Below are 23,597 nucleotides of genomic sequence, written 5' to 3'. Positions count from 1 at the left end.
CCTCAATCTCGTTCGATCCGGCGGCGTGCGCGGTCCAGCAACGCGACCGCCGCTGTATGCAGGCGTGCGCCGGTCGCAGGGTCGGCTTTACCGGCTTGCGCGCGCGCGTAAGTTCCCTCGAAAAGGATGCCGAGCTTGTAGTTGCCTAGAACCTCGAACCACTTGAGATCTGCCAAGTCTCGGCCCGTTGCCGTCGCGTAATGCTTGGTCATCTCCTGCCGCGTCGGAAAGCCGGCGGTTTTCTCGACGCGCATATAAAGAGCCTCCGGGCCATCGTCATCGGGCCATGTGGCGAGCAAGCGGCCCAGGTCCATCAGCGGGTCCCCGATCGTTGCCATCTCCCAGTCGACGATCGCCGAAAGGCTTCCATCGTCGCGGTAAAGCACATTGCCGATGTGATAGTCGCCGTGGATGATGCCGGGCACGCAGCGCGCAGGACGATGACGGTCAAGCCACGCGCCGATGACGGGCACATCGCCGAGGTCGGCGCGTCCGGTCCATTCGGGAAAGCGGTGGTACGTTTCCAGTTCGGCCGCCCAGCGGGCGGACTGCCGTTCGAGAAAGCCATCGAGGCGCCCAAAATCCGCGAGGCCGACCGCTTCGTGGTCGACTCGCGAGATGGCGGCGAGGCCGTCTATCAGCGATAGCCCCATGGCGTGCCGCAGTGTGGGCGACTCCCTGGCGCGTGGGGGCAGCGCGACCGTGGCGTTGTAGCCTTGCACCGGCTCCATCAGGTAGAAGACGACACCGAGCACGCTTTCATCGGTGCATCGCTCGATCAATGCCGGATGCGGAACCGCGGTCGTGGCCAGTGCCGCAAGCGCACGCGATTCCCTCAACATGGTCTTGTTGCTTTCGGGCCGAGGATGGAGAGGCGGCCGCCGAAAGATGAACTCTCGTTCACCCCGTCGGAAGCGCAGCAGAATATTCTGCGTACCGCCCGTGAGGGGCGTGACATCGGATATGCGCCCACTACCGAGTCCCTTCATCTCCATCCAGTCGTCGAGCGCGGCCAGATAGGAAAATCCGAAGTGCGGGTCGATACGAGGATATTCACGAGCTGCCGATGAAGACGATTGATTCACGGTGCGCCTGGCCTCCTGACCCTGACGGATGTTCTGTTTCAAGGGGCGTGGATATGCAGCCTCATACCGCGGCGCGATCTCATTTTTTGACACCCCATCTCTGCGAGAGAGGATAGCCGCCCGGGACCGCAGGAATTGTCCGAGGCGGAACCCGCGCTTACCGCTTGCTTTTGGCCGCGAGCTTGGACCTCCGTACCTCCGTATCAGGTTCGCCGGTCGAGACATCCTCTGCTCAGTTCGTGGGACGACGCTTCCAGTCTTCCAATGGCGGCTACTTGCGTTACGAAGATGGACAAGCTGGCCGCCCGACGATGCCTTAAATTCGTTCGCACGACCTTGGTCTACTTCGCGGAGCAATGCCGGGGATCGACGCCAGGGCGATTGCGATCGGTGCGGCCACAACCCATTGAGTCGCGTTGACGAAGCGGACGAACAACGAGACAAAGGACACTGTATGAGCGAGAACGGCGAGCAAGCCAAGCTGGATGAGAGCCTGTGGATTTGGGGCATGCATGAGACGGAGCCACGGATCCTGCACTCGATGGTCCGTGTCCGTGATCTCGACCGTTCGCTGAAGTTCTATTGCGACGGCTTGGGCATGCGAGTCATGAACCGCTTCGACAGCGAAAAGGGACGCTTCTCTTTGCTCTTCATCTCCTACACGGAATTTGCCGCGGGGCCCGCGATCGAATTGACGTACAACTGGGACGTTGTCGAGGACTATTCCCACGGCAGCGGCTTCGGTCACATCGCGATCGGCGTTCCCGACATCCATGCGATGTGCGACAGACTGGAGCAGTTCGGCGGGAACGTATCGCTGCGTCCCAAGACGATGGTGGAAGGCGCGCCCGAACTCGCTTTCGTCAAGGACCCTGACGGATATGCGATCGAGTTGATTCAGACCCGGCATGAGTGAGGCGACATGACATCATCGAATCAGGGCGAGGCGGACATCGCAGACGTATTGCGCAAGTCGATCGGGTCGCCGGGTGTGCTGACGGACGGCGACGTCCATGCCCGGTCCTGCGATCCGTTGCGTTCGGTGCCGGTCCCGGCACGCGTGATTGCGAGGCCCGCGAATACCGAGGAAGTCGCTGAAGTGTTTCGTCTCTGTACGCAGCGCAATCAGACGGTGGTCGTGCATGGCGGGCGGACCGGGGTATCGGGCGGCGCCTACTGCCGGGACACCGACATCATCGTCTCGCTCGAACGAATGACCGGCATCGAGGACATCTGCACGGTCGGTCAGACCGCCGTCGTTCAAGCAGGCGTCACGATCGAAGCGCTGCAGGCAGCCGCGCGGGAAAAGGGGTTGTTCTACCCAATCGATCTCGGCTCGAAGGGGTCGGCGACGGTGGGCGGCACGATCGCCACCAACGCTGGCGGCAATCGCGTCATCCGCTGGGGCATGACAAGGCAGAACGTGCTGGGTCTTGAAGCGGTGCTGCCGGACGGCACGGTCGTGTCGAGCATGAACCGCTTGTTGAAAAACAATACCGGTTACGACCTCAAGCATCTGTTCATCGGCTCCGAGGGCACCCTTGGTGTCGTGACGCGTGCCGTGGTGAAACTCGTGCCGATGCCGACGTCGCAGTCGGTCGCCTTTGTCGCGGTATCGAACTATGAGCGAGTGACCGAACTGCTGGCGAGGGCCCGCCAGCTTCCGACACTGAGCGCGTTTGAAGTCATGTGGAGCGACTTCTATACGTTGATTGCGAGCCATGTTTCGGAACCGCCGATCGCGCCCGGTCAACCGTTTTATATCCTCGTCGAGGCGCTTGGCTACAACAAGGATATCGACGAAGCGATGTTCGTCGCATTCCTCGAGGCAGCATTGGAGTCCGGCCTGATTGTCGACGCGGTGTTGGCGACATCGGATCGACAGCGCGAGGATCTATGGCGCATTCGCGAAGGCTCCGAGGTGATCGTGCGGGAAATGTCGCCGTTCCTGTCGTTCGACGTCAGCATCGAAATCCCGAGAGTCGACGCCTATCTGGCCGAAGTCCGCGCTTCTCTGCTCGGGCGGTTTCCACAGGCTCGGACCGTGACGTTCGGTCATCTAGGCGACAACAATATTCATATCGGCGTGACCATCGGCCGAGAGACGCTGGCTTGCGGGAACGAGATCGAGAAAATCGTCTACGACGCGCTGCCCAGCTATGGCGGTGCGATCACGGCGGAGCACGGCATCGGGCAGTTCAAGCGCGAGTTCCTCGCGCAGCAGAAGTCGCCCGCGGAAATGGATCTCATGCGCCGGCTTCGAGACGTGCTCGATCCATCGCGGTTGCTCAATCGCGATGTGCTTTGTTAGGCGTGCCGGCGACTGTTGCTTCAACCGTCAGGCATGCACCGTCAAATCCGTTTCCAGAGTGGAAGTCAACTATCGTGTCAGTACTCAATGTAAGCAAACCGGCAACGCTGGCAAACGACGAGCTGGCGATGTTCGAGACGATGGTCGGCCGCTTTATCGACCGTCATGCGCGGCCTGAAGATGTCGAGCGCTGGCGGAACAATGGCGTCGTGGATCGCGAATTGTGGCTCAAGGCGGGTGAGGCGGGGTTGCTGGGCGCGAGCGTGCCGGCGGAATACGGTGGGGCGGGCGGTGACTTCCGGCATGAAGTCGTGCTGATGGAACAACTGGGGTTGCGGGGTGTACAGGGATTCGCGTTGCCGTTGCATAACGCAGTCGTTGCGCCCTATCTGGTCAGCTACGGCACCGAAGAGCAAAAACGCAGATGGCTGCCGCAGGTCGTATCCGGTGAAGCGGTCCTGGCCGTCGCGATGACCGAGCCCGCGGCCGGATCGGATCTGCAGGGCATCCGGACCACGGCGAAACGGGACGGCGATCATTACGTCATCAACGGACAGAAGACGTTCATCACCAACGGCCTAAGTGCATCGATCATCGTCGTGGCTTGCAAGACCGGTCGAGAGGGCAATGCCAAGGATATTTCATTGTTCGTGGTCGAAACCGAGAACGTCGAGGGCTTCGAGCGGGGACGGCTGCTTCGCAAGCTGGGACAGGAAGGGCGCGACACGACTGAGCTCTTCTTCAATGACGTGAGAGTGCCCGCGGAAAATCTGCTCGGCGGCGCCGAGGGACACGGCTTTGCACAATTGATGCAGAAGTTGCCGCAGGAGCGCCTGGTGATCGCCTGGCAGAGCATGGCGGCGATCGAGAGCGCGCTTGCCGGCGCAATCGATTACGTCAAAGAGCGCAAGGCATTCGGAAAACGGTTGCTCGACTTCCAGAACTCGCAGTTCAAGCTGGCCGAATGCAAAACCGAGGCAACCATCGCAAAGGTATTCCTGAATCATTGCACCGAGCGCCTGCTGGAAGGATCCCTCGATACCACAACCGCATCGATGGCGAAGTACTGGATCAGCGAGGTCTGCTGCAGGATCGTGGACGAATGCCTGCAGTTGCACGGAGGATACGGGTACATGCTCGAGTATCCCATCGCTCAGTTGTACAAGGATGTTCGCGTCAACCGCATCTATGGCGGTGCGAACGAAATCATGAAACTGCTGATCGCACGCAGCCTGTAACGATGGTGGATCGCAAGTTGAGTCCGTAGCGGCGTCCCCGTAGTGTCATAGGACATGCGGGAACGCGAATCACCGCAGGTGAAGTAGTGTAAATTAAATTTGGAATCCTACTTATGACAGTTGAACGAGAGGGCCTGGAAGATTTTCGGCTGAACGTCCGGTCGTGGCTGACGCAGAACGTTCCGCACCGCTGGCGTGCCAGAATGACCGGGGCCAGCGCCGACGAATTCACTGCGTTTCAGCGCGAGTGGATGGGCAAGGTGGTGTCTGCCGGGCTGGCCACGCCGCATTGGTCGGCGCAGTGGCCGGGCGGCGGACGATCACTGGACGAGCAGATCGTCATCGTCGAGGAAATGGCGCGCGCGGATGCGCCGCGTCTGCTGCTCTATTTCGTGGCGCTCTATCACGCAGCGATGACGCTCATGGAATGGGGCACGGAAGAACAAAAAGCCCGGCATCTCCCGGCGATTCTCAATGGCGAAATCTGGTGCCAGGGATTCTCCGAGCCTAATGCGGGCTCGGACCTGGCGTCGTTGACCACGAGAGCGGTCCGCGATGGCGACCACTACGTTATCGATGGGCAGAAGATCTGGTCGACACTCGGACAGCATGCGGACTATTGCCTCTTGCTCGTGCGAACCGATGCGAGCGTGCCCAAGCAGGCCGGCATCACATTCCTGTTGATGGACATGAAGTCACCGGGTGTCGAATGCCGCCCAATTCGCCAGATCACCGGCGATGAGGAATTCGCGGAGATTTTTCTCTCTGGGGTTCGCGTTCCGGTGGCGAACCGGCTCGGCGAGGAGAACGCCGGCTGGCGAATCGCCCAGACGACATTGAACTCCGAGCGCGGCCTGACGATCTTCGAACTGTCGGAGCGGCTTTCGTGGTCGCGCTGGCGGCTGATCGAAGCGATGGGCGGCAACACAGGTGGTTCGATCGTGGACGATCAGCTGAGGCGGGAGATGGTCGACGTTTTCACCAAGATCGAGGCGTTGAGTGCGCTGGTCAAGGAAATGATGAAAAGGCTGGTGGCCGGTGAAGACACCGGCTCTAGCGCCTCCATTGTCAAACTCCTCTATGCGCAAGTGCTTCGTGAATACACGGCGCTCGGTGTGCGAGGCGCGTCGACGTCGCATTTGCGGACACCATTTACCCTCGGCGCCGGCCATGAAACGGGCAACTGGTGGTTCGACTACATGAACTCGTTCATGTGGACCATCGCGGGCGGGAGCAACGAGATTCAACGCAACATCGTTTCCGAACGCATGCTCGGCATGCCCCGCGAAAGGGCGGCGTGAGCGGGGCATGCCGCGCGACGTGTCGCGAGACCTGTATAACGGGAGATATTGGCTTGGAAAACCTTATTGAACTGGACGAACTACGTGATTCGGTCAGGCGCGTACTCGACGATCTCGCGGATCGGCAGAGCATGCTCAGGGATCCGTCCGCTGTGCCGCAACTGAACGCCACGTTGTGGAAGACACTGACGGAACTGGGCTGGCTGGGCCTCGCTGTCCCCGAAGCGCACGGCGGGCTCGGGCAACCGTTCACTGCCCTTGCGATTCTCTATCAGGAGTTCGGCCGGTCGCTGCTGGCTTCCTCCTTCGCGAGCGCGGCCATCGGCTTGGACATGTTGAGCACGGATGGCGCGAGCGAGCAAGCGGGCCCGCTGATCGCAGCGGGCATCGCGGGGGAAGCGATCGTAGTCGCTGCCGCTACGGGCATCGGAACGCTCGACGTACGGTCGAGCGAGTCTGGCTTCGTGCTCGACGGAAGCTATGGTTGTGTGCCCGGTGCCGGCGCGGCGACGCACCTGCTCGTGCCGATCGAGCAACCAGAGGTTGCGATCGCGCTCGTGGAATTGCCGCAGTCCGGTGTAACGGTTACGGCGCGGCCGAGTTGGGACATCACGCAGTTGGCTTTCGACATCAGGTTCACCGAGGTTGCGATTCAAGCGGACAGCATCGTTCTGCGGGGGCCGGCGGCGGCTGACGCGTTGACGCGCATGGGTACCCATCTAGATCTGGCACTCGCATGCGATGCGGTCGGCGGAGCTGACAGAATTTTTTGCGAGACACTGGAGTACATGGCGACGCGCCGGCAGTTCAATCGGGCCATTGCGTCGTTCCAGGCGTTGAAGCACCGCTGCGCGGATCTGAAAACCGCCATGGAGGGTTCGCGCGCGCTGGTGGAAGCGAGCTGTGCGGCCTATTCGCATTGCAAGGGCGAGTGGCGGACGATGGCGGCGTGCAGCCGCCTCTACGCAGGCTCGGTCTATCGGAACGTCACCGAGGAGGCCGTCCAGCTCCACGGCGGCATTGGCTTTACCTGGGAGCACCCCTGCCACCTGTTCTTGAAACGCGCTCGCATGAATGAAGTGCTGGGGGGATCCGCCGAACAGAGGAAGGATCGCGTGGCCCCGGTTCTGCTCGCTGCGGCGCGCGACAGAACAGGCTCGCTGCTCAGCCATCGACGCAACGACGCCTGACCACACCGGACATTGCTGCGCCGGGCGGACCAGGTCCGCCCGGTATTCGACGGCGCCTTATTTCCTGAGTTTGGCGATTGCCTCGGCTACCTCGAGGCGGGTCATGCTCTCCATCTCATACGCCAGCCCGAGATCGAATGCAGCGAGCGCGGCCTGTTGCGTCAACCGCGCGAACGCTCGTTTCGTTCCCTGCACGCCTGCGCATGGCAGGGCGGCAATTCTCTTTGCAATACCTTGTGCGATGGGGAGCGCGTCTTCGGCCGAGTCCGCGAGATCCGTGACGAGCCCCATCGCGAAGCCCTGTTCCGCGGTGACGGCGTCGCCCGTGAGCAGAAAGCGCTTGGCACGTGTCACGCCGATAGCCTGCGACCAGCCGATGATTCCGCCGTCCCCGGCGACGATGCCTACGGCAACGTGTGGATCCGCGATTTTCGCGTGGCGATACGCGACGACGATATCGCACAGGGTGACGATGGTCGCTCCCATTCCGGCAGCCGCTCCCTGGACGGCGGCGACGACCGGGACATGCAGGTTCACCAGCGAGCCGAACACGCGCTTCGCGTTGCGCGCCATGCGCTGACGCATGGCGGCGGACGCCCTCGCTTCGATGATCTCGTCGAAGTCGCCGCCGGCAGAGAACACTCTGCCTTCGGCGGAGATCACAAGCGCTCGAGCGTTTTCGTCGGCTGTAACGATTTCCAGCGCGGTGGCGAATTCTTCATGGGCCAGATCGTCGAACCGGTTGACAAGGTCAGGGCGGGTGAACCGGATGTGAGCGACGCCTTCGTGGGCCGACAGTTCGAGTGTGGCGAAGTCGGTGTTTGACATGGTGATTTCCAAGGTCCGTCAGTATGTTGGCCGGCCATCTGGCACGGCCAGGTTATTCGGCGAGGCGTTCAGCGTGCGGCTGCGATCACGTGGATCTTGCCCGACTTGAGCGGGGCAGGCGCACGCGCGTCCAGGGCGGCTAACAGCTGCGCCTTGCGCGTGCGCCAAGCCTCGAACGCCGCGAGCTTGACGTGGCCGTATCCACGAATTTCGCTTGGGGCGCGCGCAAGCTCGATGGCGGCAGGCACGTTATGTTCAGCCAGTTTGTCGACAGCCGTGTCGATCAGCTCGCGATATTCGTCGATGAGTTGCCTTTCCATCTTGCGCTCCTGCGTATGGCCGAACGGGTCGAACGGTGTCCCGCGCAGACCCTTGAACGACCTGAGCACACGAAAAACCGGCAACATCCATTGTCCGAAGGCGCGCTTTTCAGGGTGGCCGGTTGCCGATCTGCGTCGCGTGAGCATCGGCGGGGCAAGGTGGAACGTGACCTTGAAGTCTCCTGAAAACTGGGTGTGCAGACGATTCCAGAACTTCGGGTCGGAGTGCAGGCGAGCCACTTCGTATTCGTCCTTGTAGGCCATCAGGCGAGCCAGCGTGAGCGCGACTTCACGTACAAACCGTTCGGTGCCGTCGAGCTTGCGGGCATCGACGCGGCGCCGGATGTCGCGCACGAATGTTTCGTAGCGTTCGGCATAAGCAGCGCTCTGATACGCGGCAAGGAGCCTTTTGCGGCTTTCCACGACATCATCGACGGTCTTTAGCGGCGAGATGTCTTCGCCAGCGCGCGGCTCGGCTGCGAGCACCTCGGGCGCGTGCGCGGCGAGACGCCCCAGCGCGAAGGTGCGCAGATTCCCTTCGACAAACGTCCCATTGAGCCGTATCGCTTGTTCGAGCGACGCCGTCGAGACAGGCAACCATCCTTTCTGGGCCGCGTAACCGATCATCAGCATATTGGTAGCGATGCTGTCGCCGGTTAGTTCGGTCGCCAGGCGGGTCGCGTGGAAGACCGATATGTCGCCGCCGCCAAGTCCTGCACGGATGGTGGATTCGAGCTGTCCAGCGTCGATCTCGAGATCGCGGTTGCGCTGGAACTCGCCGGTCGGCGTGACATCCGTGTTGAGCACCGCATTGCATGCACCGGGTCTTGAGGTCTTCAGCACGTCCGGGCTCGATGCAACGATCATGTCGCAAGCGAGAAGCAGGTCGGTCATGCCTACGCCAAGGCGCGAATTCTGAATGCCGTCGGGATGAGCGCCGATCCGGATGTGGCTGGTCACGGCACCGCCTTTTTGCGCCATGCCCGTCATATCGAGAATCGAGCAGCCTTTACCCTCGAGATGCGCCGCCATGCCGATCAGCGCGCCAACCGTGAGCACGCCGGTGCCGCCGATGCCGGCGACGAGCAGGTTGTATTCGCGCTGGTCGACGGCGACCTGTTTCGGTTCGGGCAGGGCGGCAATCTGCGCGGCGAACTTGCCGTCGTCGACGCCGGCGCGCCGCGCAACCTTCGCGCCGGTGACAGTGACGAATGACGGGCAGAAGCCCTTGACGCAACTGAAATCCTTGTTGCAGGTGGATTGATCGATCGTTCTCTTGCGGCCGAACTCGGTGTCGCGCGGCTGAATGCTGACGCAATTCGATTGAACGGAACAGTCGCCGCAGCCTTCGCAGACATCGGGGTTGATAAACACGCGCTTGTCGGGGTCGGGATAGTTTCCGCGCTTGCGGCGCCGCCGCTTTTCTGTGGCACAGGTCTGTTCATACACGATCGCCGATACGCCCTTGCCTTCGCGCAAGTCGCACTGAAGTGCATCCAGGCGATCCCGATGATGCACGTCGACCCCGTCGGGAAGCTTCATGCCCGCGAATTTTTGCGGATCGTCCGTGACCAGCAGCACCGGCCACACGCCTTCGGCGACTAGTTGCTTGACGATGTCGACCGGTCCGATATCGGCTTCGATGGGTTGCCCGCCTGTCATCGCCACCGCGTCGTTATAGAGGATCTTGAACGTCATGTTCGCCTTGGCGGCGACTGCGGCCCGAATCGCGAGAATGCCCGAATGCGAGTAGGTTCCGTCCCCCACGTTCTGGAAAATATGCGGGACATCGACGAGCGGGCCGACCGACACCCACGGCATGCCGTCGCCGCCCATCGGCATCGGTTGCATGGTCCGCCGTTCAGGCATCACGTAAGCCGCGAGGCCGTGACATCCGACGGCGCTGATCGCCATGCTGCCGTCGGGCACTTTCGTACTGGTGTTATGGGGGCAACCGGAGCAATAAAAGGGCGGTCGATAGGTGCTCCCGCCCACCGTCGTTGCGCGCTGCTCGAGAAGGGCCAATTGATCGGCTCGCGACACGATGTCAGGGTCGGCCAGACCGAATTGTTCGAGTGTGACCCTGATCGCGCGACGGATTGCGGCTGCCGTAAGTTCGCCGTTGAGCGGGAGCAGCGGGGCCCCTCGCTGGTCCTGCTTGCCCACCAGGGCCGGTCTGCGCTCGGCGCTCACCCCGTAGAGGTAACGGGCCATTTGTTCCTCAATGAGGGGCCGTTTTTCCTCGACCACCAGGACGACCCGGCTGTCTTGCGCGAACGCTACGGCGTTCTCTCGTTCGAGCGGCCAGATCATCCCTGGCTTGTAGACGCGGATTCCCAGCGTACGGCAGCGCTCCTCGTCGAGACCGAGGTCGGACAATGCCTGGCGCAGATCCAGATAGGCCTTTCCTGCGCCGACGATGGAAAGGTTCCGGCGGGGCGAATCCATGACCGTCCGGTCGATTCCGTTGGCGCGCACGAAGGCGGCGGCTGCCGGAAGGCGCTTGTTGACGACCCAGTCCTCCTGGACGAGCGGAGGCAGTTTCGGCCTGAGATTGAGCCCCTCGGGCGGCAGCTCGATATCGCTGGGCGGTGCGAAGGTGCGATAGGCATCGGGCAATTCGACCGATGCGGCAAGGTCGAGCGTGTCGGTGACGCATTTCAGTCCGACATAGAGCCCGCTGAATCGCGATAGTGCCCAACCGAACGTGCCGAACTCGAGGATTTCGCGGATCGTCGACGGATAGAGCACCGGCAGGAAGCCGGCTATCAGCGTGTGTTCCGATTGATGCGCACTGGCGGAAGATTTCCCGCCATGATCGTCTCCTGCCACCGCGAGAACCCCGCCATAGGCGGACGACCCTTCGAGATTGCCGAGCTTGAGCGATTCACACGCGCGATCGACGCCGAGCCCTTTGCCGTACCAGAGTCCGAATACGCCCTGATAAGCTGATTTGCCGAACCAATCGAGTTCCTGAGTGCCGCGCACCGCAGTAGCGGCGAGCTCTTCGTTCAGGCCGGGCTGGAAACGGATCGCGTGCTGATCGAGCAGTTTTTGCGCGCCCCAAAGGGCCGCGTCGTACACGCCCAACGGCGATCCACGATAGCCCGATATGTATCCCGTGGTATTGAGGCCTGCACGGCGATCCCGGCGTGCCTGGTCCAGAGGCAATCTCACCAATGCCTGGTTCGACGAGATGAAGACGCGGCCGGTCTCCAGCAGATACTTGTCTTCCAGTGTCGTTACGCTCTTTGTCATGGTTCCGTCCGGATCTCCGCGTACGTTGGTTCCCTAGGAGCGACGAGTCAATCCGCCATTGAGGCACCGCCATGCGCGAGCGCATCTGCCGTGCGGTCTTCAGAGTTCGCGGAATGACTGCCACCTAGGCACAGTGTTGGCCAAGCTATCAGACGATGCCGGACAAACTTGTCCTTCCCGGAACTGTGTTTTTGTTGAATACGGTGTCCATGAAAGAACAGGCGCCACGCATGTACACACGCCGTTATCGACCGCCGATCTGGACCATCGTGTCTTCCATTGCAGATAACCGGGGAGCCCGATGCTATGAAAAACTGGACCCGTCGCAATTGTCCTTGCTCTTCTTCAGGCGCGAATCGCCGATCTTTGCCATGAGAGAAATCTTTGCCATACCGGCCTTCCACGACAACTACATCTGGGTGATTCGCAAAGGCATGTCCGCCGCCGTTGTCGACCCGGGGGACGCTGGCCCTGTGAAAGAGGCGATTACGCGTCTCGGTCTGACGCTGACCGCCATCTTGACGACCCATCATCACGCTGATCATGTCGGAGGCGTCGATGAGCTACTGGCGTCGTGGCCTGTGCCCGTGTATGGACCCGCCGCCGAATCGATCAACGTGGTCGACCATCCAGTCACTCACGGGGACCGCGTGCGCTTGCCCGATGTCGACGTCGACTTCGTCGTATTGGACGTCGGCGGACACACGCTCGGACACATCGCGTATAGCGGGCAGGGCGCGCTCTTTTGCGGCGACACGCTTTTTGCCGGTGGGTGCGGCCGCATTTTCGAGGGTACCGCGTCCCAGATGTGGAATTCGCTCACGCGGCTCGCGACGCTGCCGGGGGATACCCAGGTTTACTGCGCGCATGAATATACCGCCGCGAATTTGCGTTTCGCGCTGGCCGTCGAACCCGCCAACGCGGCGCTCCAGCAGCGTGCACAAGCCGTGGATCAACTGCGTGCGGCAGGCCTGCCGACCGTACCTAGCACCATCGCGGTCGAACTGGAAACGAATCCTTTCTTGCGTGTGAAGTCGCCGGAAGTCATTGCCGCGGCAGTGGGATACAGCGGCGGCGAGTTGCTCGGCGACGCTGAAGTGTTTTCGGCTCTGCGGGACTGGAAGAACGTGTTCTGATTCGCCGGAATTGGCCGAACCGTGAAAGTCTTCGGTTGAGGTGTGCCCGGCAATATCAAATTCGAAGCTTGCCTTCGGAGTCGACATGGCACCTGCTGCCGTGATGATCGCAATCAAAAAGGTCAGGTAAAGCTCGAACATGCAGGAAGACAGAATTTCTGACGGATACGGCCCACGCGAGTCGATGGAATACGACGTCGTGATCGTCGGCGGCGGCCCCGCGGGCCTGTCCGCGGCGATCCGCCTGAAGCAGCTCGCGGCGGAAAAAGGCGCGGAAATCGGCGTGTGCGTGCTCGAGAAGGGGTCGGAGATCGGCGCGCACATCCTCTCGGGCGCCGTGATGGACCCGCGCGCCTTGAACGAGCTGATCCCGGACTGGAAGGAAAAAGGCGCGCCGCTCAATGTGGAGGTCACCGAAGACCGGTTCCTGTTCCTCTCCGAGAAGAGCGCCTTCAAGACGCCGAACTGGGCGCTGCCGGAGAACTTCAAGAACCACGGCAACTACGCGATCAGCCTGTCGAACGTGACGCGCTGGCTTGGGACAATGGCCGAGGCGCTCGGCGTGGAGATCTTCCCGGGCTTTCCGGCGGCTGAGGTGCTCTACCGCGAGGACGGCTCGGTCAAGGGCGTCGCCACGGGCAACATGGGCATTGGCCGCGACGGCGAGCCGACCGAGAACTTCCAGCTCGGCATGGAGCTGCACGCGAAATACACGCTGTTCTGCCAAGGCGCACGCGGGCACCTGGGCCGCCAGCTGAGCGAGAAATTCCAGCTCAACAAGGACGCCGATCCGCAGGTCTATGGCATCGGCATCAAGGAACTCTGGGAAATCGACCCGGCCAAGCACAAGCCCGGCCTCGTGATCCACACGGCCGGCTGGCCGCTCGACACGCAGACCTACGGCGGCTCGTTCCTCTATCACATCGACAACAACCAGGTGATGATCGGCTTCGTCGTGGGCCTCGGCTATACGAACCCGTACCTCTCGCCATTCGAGGAGTTCCAGCGCTACAAGACGCACCCGGCGATCCGCTCCTATCTCGACGGCGGCAAGCGCGTCTCGTACGGCGCGCGCGCGATCACGGCCGGCGGCCTCCTGTCGCTGCCGAAGCTCGTGTTCCCTGGCGGCGCGCTCGTCGGCGACGACGCGGGTTTCCTGAACGCCTCGCGTATCAAGGGCAGCCACGCCGCGATCAAGACCGGCATGCTGGCCGCGGAAGCCGCGTTCGACGCGATACAGGCCGGCCGCCAGGGCGACGAGCTCGCCGCCTACCCGGAGTCGTTCAAGGCCTCGTGGCTGCACGGCGAACTGAACCGCGCACGCAACTTCAAGCAGTGGATGAGCAAGGGCCTGTACCTCGGCACGCTGATGGTGGGCATCGAGCAGAAGGTGTTCGGCGGCAACGTGCCGTGGACGCTGCATCACCAGCACCGCGATCACGAGATGCTCAAGCCGGCGTCGCAGTGCAAGCCGATCGAGTATCCGAAGCCGGACGGCAAGCTGACGTTCGACCGGCTCTCGTCGGTGTTCATCTCGAACACGAACCACGAGGAGAACCAGCCGGCGCACCTGACGCTGAAGGACGCGGGCGTGCCGGTGAATGTGAACCTGCGGACCTACGCGGGGCCGGAAAGCCGCTACTGCCCGGCGGGCGTGTACGAGTTCGTGACGGGCGACGAAGGCGGCGACCGGCTCGTCATCAACGCGCAGAACTGCGTGCACTGCAAGACCTGCGACATCAAGGATCCGACGCAGAACATCGTCTGGGTCACACCCGAGGGCGGCGGCGGGCCGAACTATTCGAATATGTGACGCATGGCTCGCGAGAGCACTTCGCGAATGCATCTAATTCCAGGAGCATGAAATGCAAGGTCAACGGCAAAGGGACGTGGTGATCGTGGGCGGCGTTCGAACGGCGATAGGGAAGTTCGCCGGCGGCCTCAAGGATTTTCCACCGACGGAACTTGGTGCATTGGTTATCCGTCACGCGCTAGCACGTGCTGGAATCGATGGCGATCACGTGGGGCATGTCGTTTTCGGCAACGTGATTGCGACTGAGCCGAAGGATTTCTATCTCGCGCGGGTCGCCGCACTCGGCGGGGGCGTCTCTCAGGAGACACCGGCTCTTACCGTCAACCGCCTTTGCGGTTCCGGCTTGCAGGCGATTCTCTCCGCGGCACAAACGATCATGCTGGGCGATGCCGACGTTGCGATCGGCGGAGGCGCCGAAAACATGAGCCGCGCACCCTATATCTCGACTGCCGCGCGTTTCGGAGCTCGAATGGGCGATACGCGGCTCATCGATGCAATGCTCGGCGCACTGACCGACCCGATCCATGACATCCACATGGGGTTGACTGCGGAGAACGTCGCCCAGAGGTTCGACATTACGCGGGAGCAACAGGATGCGCTGGCCGTTGAATCGCATCGGCGTGCGCAGCGTGCGATCGTCGAGGGCCGTTTCAAGGAGCAGATCGTTCCGGTGACCTACAGGGCCAAGGGACGCGAGATCGTCGTCGATACCGATGAGCACGTTCGACACGATCTTGATCCCGGCGAGCTGTCCTCACTTCGCCCCGCGTTCAGCAAGGACAATGGAACGGTCACGGCCGGCAATGCGTCAGGCATCAACGACGGGGCGGCTGCCGTGGTCCTGATGGCCCGCGAGACAGCCGAAACGCGCGGCATTGCGCCCCTTGCGCGGCTGGTCTCGTACGCGCACGCCGGCGTCGATCCGCGATACATGGGAATAGGACCTGTGCCCGCGACACGGCTGGCGCTGCAACGCGCGAACCTGCGCATCGAGGATCTCGACGTGATCGAGGCAAACGAAGCCTTCGCTGCACAAGCATGCGCCGTCATGCAGGGACTGCAGCTCGATCCGGCAAGGGTGAACCCCAACGGTTCGGGCATTTCGCTCGGTCATCCGATCGGCGCGACGGGCGCCATCATTACCGTCAAGGCTCTGCATGAACTGAAGCGCATCGGCGGACGCTATGCGTTGGTGACCATGTGCATCGGCGGAGGGCAGGGGATCGCGGCAGTCTTCGAAAACCTGCGACACGCGCAATAGCGGGTCAATCGCAAGGCAAGCACCTGCGCGGGCAAGGATGCTCGCCGTCAGCCTGCCATGCCGCGTCGGGTCTGCCGCTCCTGTTGCGTTGAAGCAATACCGGTGTCGTGGCGGCGCCGGTCGCCAGACAACTCAGGGTGCCGGAGTGGATAAGGAGGCGCATCTGTCACGCCCCAAACTTGGCACGTAAGACCAAGGAGATGGACGACAACATGGACGATTCCACGCGCAAGCGCACTGGCCCGGCGACCGGCACCTACGAGCAAGGCAAGGCGATGCTGGGCCAGCGCTCGCCAGTCAATTTCGGTACGCATCCTGTCAGTGAAGTGCGTATCGCGCAGTTTTGCACGGTGATCGAGGACGGCAACCTGTCTTATTGGAATGCCGCGGCCTCGGCGCGGCTGTGGGGCCGGCCCGTGGCGCCTCCGGCGATGCTGCAGAGCTGGACACTGCCGCTGCCGTGGCTGCCCGACCGCGAGGTCGGCCCCGACTTCATGCTGATGAAGCTCCCCTTGCCCGGAAGCAGCATCATCAACGTATCCACCGAAACGGTCTATCACCGCCCGGTATACATCGGCGAAACGCTGAACTTCTGGGACGTCGCGACCGAGCTCTCCGAGCAGAAAGAAACGCGGCTCGGCATCGGCCACTTCGTCACGACAGTGGCGACCTATCAGAGCGAGGCAGGCGAGACGGTCGCGACCTGCACCAATGTCCAGTTCCGCTTTGAGCCGAGGAGCGCATGATGGCCGTGCCAACCGATACCGACATCACCGAGGGCCTCGAACTTCCGCAGATCACGTTGACCGTCACCTACCAGAAGGTGGCGATGACGCCGCTCGCGACCTGGGACCTTTTCCCCGGACACTGCGATCCGTACTACGCCCAACGGCAAGGCCAGAAGTCGATCTACCTCAACACGGTCGTGCTGCAAGGCTTCGCCGATCGGGTCGCAACCGACTGGGCCGGGCCTGCCGCCTTCATCGCGCGCCGCAAAATGGTCATGAAAGCCTCGGTGTACCCCGGCGACGTGCTGACCGGCTCGGGCCGCGTGGTCAGCGCGGCCCACCAAGGAAGTCGCCGCCGGATCGAACTTGCGATTGTGCTTCGCACGCAGAACGCGACGGTTTGCGACGTGGAGACCACCCTGTTGTTGCCCTCCCGCGCCGGCTGATGCCGAGCGCATGATTTTGCGTAGGAGTTCGATATGTCAGATACGACCGATGCGGTTCGCGAAATTTGCGCCGCCATCACCAAGCGCGTCGACCGCGCGTATGTCGCCGAATGCGGGCTCAAGAATGCATTCCCGCAGAAGTTATGGGACCTGTGGGTCGACACCGGCCTGCTCGCGATGGGTTTGCCCGAGGAGTACGGCGGCGCGGGAGGCTCGCTGCACGACATCGTGCTCGCCCTCGACCTGCTGCACCGGGAGGCGCTGCTGCTGCCTGTCGCAGTGCCCAACTTCATGTCGCGTGAGCCTCTGCTGCGCCACGCCAGCGAGGCACAGAAGCGGCGCTATCTGCCGCCCACGGCCACCGGCGAGGAGTTCTTCAGCTTCGGCATCACCGAGCCCGATTCGGGCACCAACACGTTCAAGATCAAGACCACGGCGATCCGACAGCCCGACGGAACCTATCTGCTCAACGGACAGAAGACCTTCCAGACCGCCTTCGTCGAGTCGGCGCACTGCCTGCTCGTCGCGCGAACCTCGCCGCTCGACGCCGCGAACAGAAAGCATGGCATCTCGCTGTTCATCGTCGACACCAAGCTGCCGGGCATCTCGGCTACGCCGATGAACATCGGCATGTACCTGCCGGAAAAGAACTACCAGACCTACTTCGACAACGTCGTGCTGCCGGCCGACGCGCTGGTCGGCGAGGAAGGGCGCGGGCTCAATATTCTCTTCGACTCGCTCAATTCGGAGCGTCTGCTGGTGGCGGCCATGAACGTCGGGCAAGCCGATTACGTGCTGAAGCGGGCGGCGGACTACGCCAAGATTCGCGCACCGTTCGACACGCCGATCGGCGCCTACCAGTCGATCCAGCACCCGATGGCGCGAGCCAAGACCTACGTCGAGTCGGCCCGCACGATGCTCTACGTTGCCTGCGAAAAACATGACCGGGGCGACCCGGTCGGGCTCGAAGCCAACATGGTGAAGATTCTGTCGTCGGAGGCGTTCAAGATGGCGGCCGAAATCGCGATGACCACGTTCGGCGGCGCGGGTGTCGATGCAAGCCAGGACATCCTGCCCTTCTACATCGCCGCGCAGAACAACACGGTGGCGCCCGTGAACAACCAGATCGTGCTGAGCTACATCGCCGAGAAGGCGCTCGGGCTGCCCAAGTCGTACTGACGCCGGCAAGCGGCGGCATGTCCCGTCTGCGGTGGATACGGACATGACGCTTCTCGCCGGCTTCGCCGGTTCTGCTCCCCGGCGGGCTGCGCGTATGAGCAAGTTCGGGTGCAGAGCAAGAGGCGTCCCCCGGGCCGTCTCTTGGTAACGTCACAAACACAAACACAAACACACGCCGCAGATGCGGAAAACGATAACGGAGACTAGGTGGCGGTGAGAGCCTGGGCAAAGTTGGGCGCCGGAAGTGGGTGTCTCCGACGTCCGCCACGACATTCTAAGTTTGAGGAGGGAAGTACCTATGATCAGCAAGACGCGCTTTGTGCCAGCGGTTTTGGCTTTGGTATTCGCCAGCTCGGCTTTCGCCGCCGTGAGCCAGGAAGAGGCGAAGCAGCTGGGCGGTTCGGTTCTGACGGTGTTTGGCGCGGAAAGAGCCGGCGACAAGGATGGGACCATTCCTGCATATGACGGCAAGGGCATTGCGCCCCCCAGCGATTGGGACCCCAAGGAGCCAGGACGCCGTCCGGATCCGTTTCACGAAAAACCCTTGTTCTCGATCACTGCGCAAAATTGGCAAAAGTATGCGGACAAGCTGACCGAGTTCCAGCAGGAATTATTCAAACGGTATCCGGACTACCGGATGGATGTGTATCCAACGCACCGGTCGTTTGTCTTTCCGAAGTACGTGCTCGACAACACCTTGAAGAACGCCACTGCCTGCAAGACGGCTGATAACGGGCTGCGCTTGGAAGGTTGCTACGCGGGTGTCCCGTTTCCGATTCCGAAGACCGGCAACGAGGTCATGTGGAACCACCTGTTGTTCTACGGCACGCCGTCGAACTACGAAAGTGCGCGCACGTGGAACGTCCCCGCGTCCGGGGCGCCATTTCTGGCCACTGGGCATCACGGCTATGAGGCTTTCCCCATTTACGATCCCAATAGGAAGACGCCGCTCGAGGACAGAGACATCTACTGGCGCGTGCGACTCGACGAGTACGCGCCGGCACGCATGGCGGGCGAGAAGGTGGTGTTGAGTAATGCGATCGACCCTGATCGCCGCGAAGCGTATCAATACTTGCCTGGCCAGCGTCGCGTCAAGCTGTCGCCCGACTTGGCCTACGATACCCCCTCACCGAGTTCCGGAGGTGTGGGCACAATCGACGACGCCAAGCTTTTTATGGGGCCTCAAGACCGATTTGACTTCAAATTGATCGGCAAGACGGAAAAATACCTCGCCTACAACACATTCGGTGCGACGGACTACAAAACCTGTCCCGAAGACAAGCTGGTCAGCACAAAACACTTCCCGAATCCTGATTGCACGCGTTGGGAGTTGCACCGGGTCTGGGAGGTCGACGCCACACTGAAGCCGCAATTCCGTCACATCTACCACAAGCGCACGTTTTATTTCGATGAGGATAGCTGGGGCGCCGGATTCACGGAAAGCTACGATGCCTCCGGCAATCTTTATCGCGGCGTGTACAACAATTTCTTCCCTTATTGGGAAAAAGACGGCGGTGACGACGGCACCATCGTCATCCTCGACCTCGCAAACGGAGCGTACGTAGCGCAAGGAACCGTCGGCGTGCCGGGCGCCGGCTACTGGCCGGTGGAACCGAAGTCGAATGTGTTTTTCAGCCCCGACGCGCTGGCAGGCGAAGGCATACGTTGAGCACATGAGTCGAGGGTGTCTTGGTCCCGGCGTCCCGCCGGGACATTCTCTGCGCAATCTGCGTGCGTGACGATTCCCGGCAGGCCCAGCCATGGTGTTGAGGACCGCGATCTCTACGGGCGCGGCCAACGGTGGGTGCCCGGCTGCAAATTTACGGCGAAAGAGGTGGTCAGTGTTAGGTTCCAAGAGTCAGCGCAACGTCATTCGGTCTGGATCCGGCCGCCGCCCGCGGCGTCTGCGCTTGGCCGTGTTGCTTCTCGCTCTGCTCACGCCGCCGGTGGTGCAGGCATTTCAAGGGCCGGCGGACGTGCCGGCCGTGCCCAGCGCACTGTCTGCGCGTGTGCCGCTCATTGCCGTTACGCGTGCGGGTCAGCGCATCGTGGCGGTAGGGCTTCGCGGAGACGTCGTGTTTTCCGACGATGAGGGGAAGACCTGGGCGCAGGCAAGCGTTCCCGTGAGTACGGATCTTGTCGCGGTTTCGTTTCCGACCGCGAAAGATGGCTGGGCGGTGGGTCATGGAGGCGTCGTCATTCATTCGAGTGACGGCGGTGCGACGTGGGTCAAGCAGATGGACGGCAAGCAGTTTTCGGCGCTCGCGCTCAATTACTACCAAAAGGCGACCGCGGAGAAGCCTTCCGCCAACTTGACGCCTATCTATGAGCAGGCGAAGGCGCTGTCGAGCGCTGACAGTACCCGGGCGTTGCTTGACGTCTACTTCGAGAACGACACGAGCGGGTTTGTCGTTGGCGCTTTCAACCGGATATTCCATACCGAGGATGGCGGGAAGACATGGACTCCCTGGATGGATCGGACGAACAATCCGCACGAGCTGCACTTCTATTCGGTACATGGCGGCGGTGGGCGCATCTTGCTGACGGGCGAGCAAGGCATGGTGTGGGAACTGAATCGGGCACAGCAGGTTTTTGAGCCGAAGCCGACGCCGTACAAGGGCACGCTGTTCGGCTCAGTGGAAGCAGGGAACAACCTCTACGTCTTTGGCATGAGGGGAAGCCTTTTTCGCAGTTCCGATGACGGCAAGACCTGGGTCAGGATCGATGTGCCAAGCCTGGCCGGGGTCACGGGCGGCATTGCGCTTGCCGATGACGGCGTGCTGCTGGTCAATCAAGCGGGCATTGCCCTGCTAAGTCACGACGGCGGGAAGTCCTTTCAGTCCGTCAAGCTGGTGCGACCGATGTCCTACTTTGGCATTGGCGCGGCTTCCGGCAGCCGGGTCGCCTTGGTGGGCTCCGAGGGAGTGCGGGTGGAGCCTTTGCCTCAGACTTCCGGTCATGAAGTCGCGGCGCAGCACTGATCGAATCCGACGAGGAGGGTTTGAATACCATGGTCGAAATTAAAAGGTCGGAGCCGATGGAAGTTGTTCGCGATCCGTATCAATTTGACGAGAAATCCGGAAATGTCCTGGAAAGGCTGATATTCAATAACCGAGTCTGGGTGGTCATCGCCTGCGCATTGCTCACCGCATTTTTTGCGTTCCAGTTGCGGGGATTGGTCATCAGCGCAAGCTACGAGAAGATGCTGCCCCACACCCACCCGTACATCAGGAATTTCCTGGAGAACCGGGGCGAGTTGCGGGGACTCGGCGATACGGTCCGCATCGCCGTGGATAACCCGAGAGGCGATATCTTTGATCCGGATTACCTTAAGACTCTGGCCAAGGTCAATGACGAGGTTTTCTTGCTGCCCGGGGTCAACCGAGCATGGATGAAGTCGATCTTCACCCCCGTCGTGCGCTGGACCGAGGTCACGGAGGACGGGTTCGTCGGTGGCCCCGTGTTACCCGATACGTTCAACGGCTCGTCGCAATCGATCGACCAGCTTCGCATCAATATCGCGCGAGCCGGCGTAGTGGGCAGCCTCGTGGGGAACGACTATCGATCGAGCATGATCGTAGTCCCGCTTCTCGCGACGAATGCAGAGGGCAAGCCCATTGATTACGAGGCGTTGTCTTCCGCTTTGGACAAGATTCGCGCCAAGTACAGCAAGGTCGGGCTTGACGGCAAGCCTCAGGTTCGAATCCATATCGTCGGTTTCGCCAAACTGGTCGGCGACCTGATCGATGGCCTCGTGAAGGTCATGTACTTCTTCCTTGCGGCCGCGGCTGTGGCAAGCATCATCATTTACCTGTTCACACGTTGCATTCGCAGTACCGTTCTGGTGGTTGCGTGTTCGCTGATTGCCGTGGTGTGGCAGCTTGGCATTGTCGCAATGCTGGGCCAGGGTATCGACCCGTTTTCGATTCTTGTCCCGTTCCTCGTATTCGCCATTGGCGTATCCCACGGCGCGCAGAAGATGAACGGCATCATGCTCGATGTCGGGCGTGGAACGCACAAATGGGTGGCGGCACGCTATACCTATCGCCGATTGTTTCTGGCCGGCATGACGGCGTTGCTCGCCGATGCAGTGGGCTTCGCGGTATTGACCGTTATCGACATTCCGGTCATTCGCGATTTGGCGATTACCGCCAGCCTCGGAGTCGGTGTCCTGATCTTTACCAACCTCATTCTGTTGCCTGTGCTGCTTTCCTATGTAGGTGTCAGCAAGTCGGCGGCGAAGCGCTCGTTGATACAGGATCAGGACGAAGCGGGCGGCAAGGGGATGGGGCAGATCTGGCACTTCCTCGATCGCTTTACGGAAAGGCGATGGGCGATCGGAACCGTAGTGCTCGCGGGCATCCTTGCCGTCGTGGGTTATGTCGGCGGCCTCGGACTGAAAGTGGGCGACCTGGATGCTGGCGCACCTGAGCTACGCCCGAACTCGCGATACAACCTCGATAACGCGTTCATCACCGGCCACTATGGGATTTCGAGCGACGAATTCGCGGTCATGGTCAAGACACCGGCCAACAAGTGCAGCTCGTTCGAGAATCTCATCGAGACCGATCGGCTGGCATGGACGCTCGCCCAGGTGCCGGGCGTGCAAAGGACGGCTTCGCTCGCTGACACGGTCCGCTCCTACACGATGGGTTCATTCGAAGGCAATCCGAAATGGATGACGGTCAGCGAGAGTCAAGGCCTGATCGATCCGCAGATCAACAATGCCGTCTCCTGGAGTTCGGAATATCTCAACGGGGACTGTTCGCTACTGCCTGTCATCGCGTACTTGTCGGACCACAAAGCCGCGACGCTGGATCGGGTGACGCAGGCGGCAAGTGCGTTCGCGGCGAAGCACGATACGAGCGAGCGCAAGTTCCTGCTCGCGGCCGGCAATGCGGGTGTGGACGCAGCAACGAACATTGTCGTCAAGCAGGCCAACCAGACGATGCTGTTCTATGTGTACGGTGCGGTGATCCTGTTGTGCGCGCTGACCTTCCGGAACTGGCGCGCGGTAGTGGTTGCGGTCCTGCCTCTGGCCTTGACCTCCCTTCTCGCGGAAGCGGTCATGGCGGCCCTCGGCGTCGGCGTGAAAGTGGCAACACTGCCCGTCGTGGCGCTTGGCGTAGGGATCGGTGTCGATTACGCCCTGTACCTGCTCAGTGTGCAGCTAGCCTGTCAGCGGCGGGGACTGAGTCTGTCGGAAGCCTACAAGCAGGCGGTCGGGTTCACCGGAAAGGTAGTGGGCCTGGTGGGCGTGACGCTGGCTGCGGGCGTTGTGACCTGGGCCTGGTCTCCCATCAAGTTCCAGGCTGACATGGGGATCATGCTGACCTTCATGTTCCTCTGGAACATGGTCGGTGCGCTCGTACTGATTCCGGCACTTTCGTACTTCCTGCTCAGCGATGTTCGTCGTACTCAACCGGCCGCGGCAATTCAATTGGATGGACTGAAAAGCACTAACAACATGAGCTGATTGCGGGCGGGCGGGCGGCCGCATCGA

General features: G+C 61.6%; 17 protein-coding genes. 14 read left to right on the top strand and 3 right to left on the bottom strand.

The window, feature by feature from the left end; genetic code table 11:
• Positions 1-2: 2 nt before the first annotated feature.
• Positions 3-1,127: a phosphotransferase family protein gene (locus FAZ95_RS15175; protein ID WP_254699718.1), complete on the bottom strand. Its 1,125-nt coding sequence runs from the start codon at positions 1,125-1,127 to the stop codon at positions 3-5.
• 412 nt (positions 1,128-1,539) lie between these two features.
• Between FAZ95_RS15175 and gloA the strand changes: the two genes are divergently transcribed.
• The 5 genes from gloA (at position 1,540) to FAZ95_RS15150 (ending at position 7,125) form a co-directional block, all read left to right on the top strand.
• Positions 1,540-2,001 (top strand): lactoylglutathione lyase, encoded by a 462-nt coding sequence (gloA, locus tag FAZ95_RS15170; RefSeq protein WP_137333208.1) that lies wholly within the window; start codon positions 1,540-1,542, stop codon positions 1,999-2,001.
• A 6-nt stretch (positions 2,002-2,007) separates the two neighbouring features.
• Positions 2,008-3,396 carry an FAD-binding oxidoreductase gene (locus FAZ95_RS15165; protein WP_137333207.1) on the top strand — a complete coding sequence of 463 codons (1,389 nt, stop codon included), beginning with the start codon at positions 2,008-2,010 and terminating at the stop codon, positions 3,394-3,396.
• Between the two features lie 128 nt (positions 3,397-3,524).
• Entirely contained in the window at positions 3,525-4,634 is a 1,110-nt protein-coding gene (locus FAZ95_RS15160) for an acyl-CoA dehydrogenase family protein (protein ID WP_217497407.1), read from the top strand.
• Between the two features lie 113 nt (positions 4,635-4,747).
• Complete coding sequence (locus FAZ95_RS15155) at positions 4,748-5,935, top strand: acyl-CoA dehydrogenase family protein (protein ID WP_137333206.1); 1,188 nt, start codon at positions 4,748-4,750, stop codon at positions 5,933-5,935.
• Complete coding sequence (locus FAZ95_RS15150) at positions 5,932-7,125, top strand: acyl-CoA dehydrogenase family protein (RefSeq protein ID WP_254699717.1); 1,194 nt, start codon at positions 5,932-5,934, stop codon at positions 7,123-7,125. Before FAZ95_RS15155 ends, FAZ95_RS15150 begins: the two co-directional genes overlap by 4 nt.
• 57 nt (positions 7,126-7,182) lie before the next feature.
• Here the strand turns inward: FAZ95_RS15150 and FAZ95_RS15145 are convergent, their stop codons facing one another.
• Together FAZ95_RS15145 and FAZ95_RS15140 are read right to left on the bottom strand one after the other, a co-directional pair.
• Entirely contained in the window at positions 7,183-7,953 is a 771-nt protein-coding gene (locus FAZ95_RS15145; protein WP_137333205.1) for an enoyl-CoA hydratase/isomerase family protein, read from the bottom strand.
• 68 nt (positions 7,954-8,021) lie between these two features.
• Positions 8,022-11,531: an indolepyruvate ferredoxin oxidoreductase family protein gene (locus tag FAZ95_RS15140; protein WP_137333204.1), complete on the bottom strand. Its 3,510-nt coding sequence runs from the start codon at positions 11,529-11,531 to the stop codon at positions 8,022-8,024.
• A gap of 371 nt (positions 11,532-11,902) precedes the next feature.
• Between FAZ95_RS15140 and gloB the strand changes: the two genes are divergently transcribed.
• The 9 genes from gloB (at position 11,903) to FAZ95_RS15095 (ending at position 23,570) form a co-directional block, all read left to right on the top strand.
• Positions 11,903-12,667 carry a hydroxyacylglutathione hydrolase gene (gene gloB / locus FAZ95_RS15135; protein WP_137334567.1) on the top strand — a complete coding sequence of 255 codons (765 nt, stop codon included), beginning with the start codon at positions 11,903-11,905 and terminating at the stop codon, positions 12,665-12,667.
• 139 nt (positions 12,668-12,806) lie between these two features.
• Positions 12,807-14,480, top strand: coding sequence for an electron transfer flavoprotein-ubiquinone oxidoreductase (locus tag FAZ95_RS15130; RefSeq protein ID WP_175425619.1), 1,674 nt, complete (start codon positions 12,807-12,809; stop codon positions 14,478-14,480).
• A 52-nt stretch (positions 14,481-14,532) separates the two neighbouring features.
• Complete coding sequence (locus tag FAZ95_RS15125; protein WP_137333202.1) at positions 14,533-15,741, top strand: acetyl-CoA C-acyltransferase family protein; 1,209 nt, start codon at positions 14,533-14,535, stop codon at positions 15,739-15,741.
• A gap of 212 nt (positions 15,742-15,953) precedes the next feature.
• Positions 15,954-16,487 carry an FAS1-like dehydratase domain-containing protein gene (locus FAZ95_RS15120; RefSeq protein WP_175425618.1) on the top strand — a complete coding sequence of 178 codons (534 nt, stop codon included), beginning with the start codon at positions 15,954-15,956 and terminating at the stop codon, positions 16,485-16,487.
• Positions 16,484-16,915 (top strand): hotdog family protein, encoded by a 432-nt coding sequence (locus tag FAZ95_RS15115; protein WP_137333200.1) that lies wholly within the window; start codon positions 16,484-16,486, stop codon positions 16,913-16,915. The genes FAZ95_RS15120 and FAZ95_RS15115 overlap by 4 nt, the downstream gene beginning before the upstream one ends.
• Positions 16,916-16,948: 33 nt before the next feature.
• The gene (locus tag FAZ95_RS15110) at positions 16,949-18,094 is read left to right on the top strand and encodes an acyl-CoA dehydrogenase family protein (protein WP_137333199.1); all 1,146 of its coding nucleotides are present in this window, start codon (positions 16,949-16,951) and stop codon (positions 18,092-18,094) included.
• A 298-nt stretch (positions 18,095-18,392) separates the two neighbouring features.
• Positions 18,393-19,763, top strand: a complete 1,371-nt coding sequence (locus FAZ95_RS15105) for a DUF1329 domain-containing protein (protein ID WP_137333198.1) — start codon at positions 18,393-18,395, stop codon at positions 19,761-19,763.
• Between the two features lie 247 nt (positions 19,764-20,010).
• Positions 20,011-21,075, top strand: coding sequence for a WD40/YVTN/BNR-like repeat-containing protein (locus tag FAZ95_RS15100; protein WP_254699924.1), 1,065 nt, complete (start codon positions 20,011-20,013; stop codon positions 21,073-21,075).
• A 29-nt stretch (positions 21,076-21,104) separates the two neighbouring features.
• Positions 21,105-23,570 (top strand): efflux RND transporter permease subunit, encoded by a 2,466-nt coding sequence (locus FAZ95_RS15095; protein ID WP_137334566.1) that lies wholly within the window; start codon positions 21,105-21,107, stop codon positions 23,568-23,570.
• The last annotated feature ends 27 nt before the right edge of the window (positions 23,571-23,597 follow it).

The organism is Trinickia violacea, assembly GCF_005280735.1.
In the GTDB taxonomy this organism is placed as follows: domain Bacteria; phylum Pseudomonadota; class Gammaproteobacteria; order Burkholderiales; family Burkholderiaceae; genus Trinickia_A; species Trinickia_A violacea.
Note: the sequence above shows the minus strand (reverse complement) of the source record. Positions and strands in the feature narration are given on the sequence as shown.

Excerpts from the sequence above, each read along its gene's own strand:
- FAZ95_RS15145 (WP_137333205.1), bottom strand. The coding sequence starts at position 7,953 with ATGTCAAACACCGACTTCGCCACACTCGAACTGTCGGCCCACGAAGGC.
- FAZ95_RS15130 (WP_175425619.1), top strand. The coding sequence starts at position 12,807 with ATGCAGGAAGACAGAATTTCTGACGGATACGGCCCACGCGAGTCGATG.
- FAZ95_RS15110 (WP_137333199.1), top strand. The coding sequence starts at position 16,949 with ATGTCAGATACGACCGATGCGGTTCGCGAAATTTGCGCCGCCATCACC.
- FAZ95_RS15165 (WP_137333207.1), top strand. The coding sequence starts at position 2,008 with ATGACATCATCGAATCAGGGCGAGGCGGACATCGCAGACGTATTGCGC.
- gloB (WP_137334567.1), top strand. The coding sequence starts at position 11,903 with ATGAGAGAAATCTTTGCCATACCGGCCTTCCACGACAACTACATCTGG.
- FAZ95_RS15120 (WP_175425618.1), top strand. The coding sequence starts at position 15,954 with ATGGACGATTCCACGCGCAAGCGCACTGGCCCGGCGACCGGCACCTAC.
- FAZ95_RS15115 (WP_137333200.1), top strand. The coding sequence starts at position 16,484 with ATGATGGCCGTGCCAACCGATACCGACATCACCGAGGGCCTCGAACTT.
- FAZ95_RS15125 (WP_137333202.1), top strand. The coding sequence starts at position 14,533 with ATGCAAGGTCAACGGCAAAGGGACGTGGTGATCGTGGGCGGCGTTCGA.
- FAZ95_RS15140 (WP_137333204.1), bottom strand. The coding sequence starts at position 11,531 with ATGACAAAGAGCGTAACGACACTGGAAGACAAGTATCTGCTGGAGACC.
- FAZ95_RS15095 (WP_137334566.1), top strand. The coding sequence starts at position 21,105 with ATGGTCGAAATTAAAAGGTCGGAGCCGATGGAAGTTGTTCGCGATCCG.
- FAZ95_RS15160 (WP_217497407.1), top strand. The coding sequence starts at position 3,525 with ATGTTCGAGACGATGGTCGGCCGCTTTATCGACCGTCATGCGCGGCCT.
- FAZ95_RS15155 (WP_137333206.1), top strand. The coding sequence starts at position 4,748 with ATGACAGTTGAACGAGAGGGCCTGGAAGATTTTCGGCTGAACGTCCGG.
- gloA (WP_137333208.1), top strand. The coding sequence starts at position 1,540 with ATGAGCGAGAACGGCGAGCAAGCCAAGCTGGATGAGAGCCTGTGGATT.
- FAZ95_RS15105 (WP_137333198.1), top strand. The coding sequence starts at position 18,393 with ATGATCAGCAAGACGCGCTTTGTGCCAGCGGTTTTGGCTTTGGTATTC.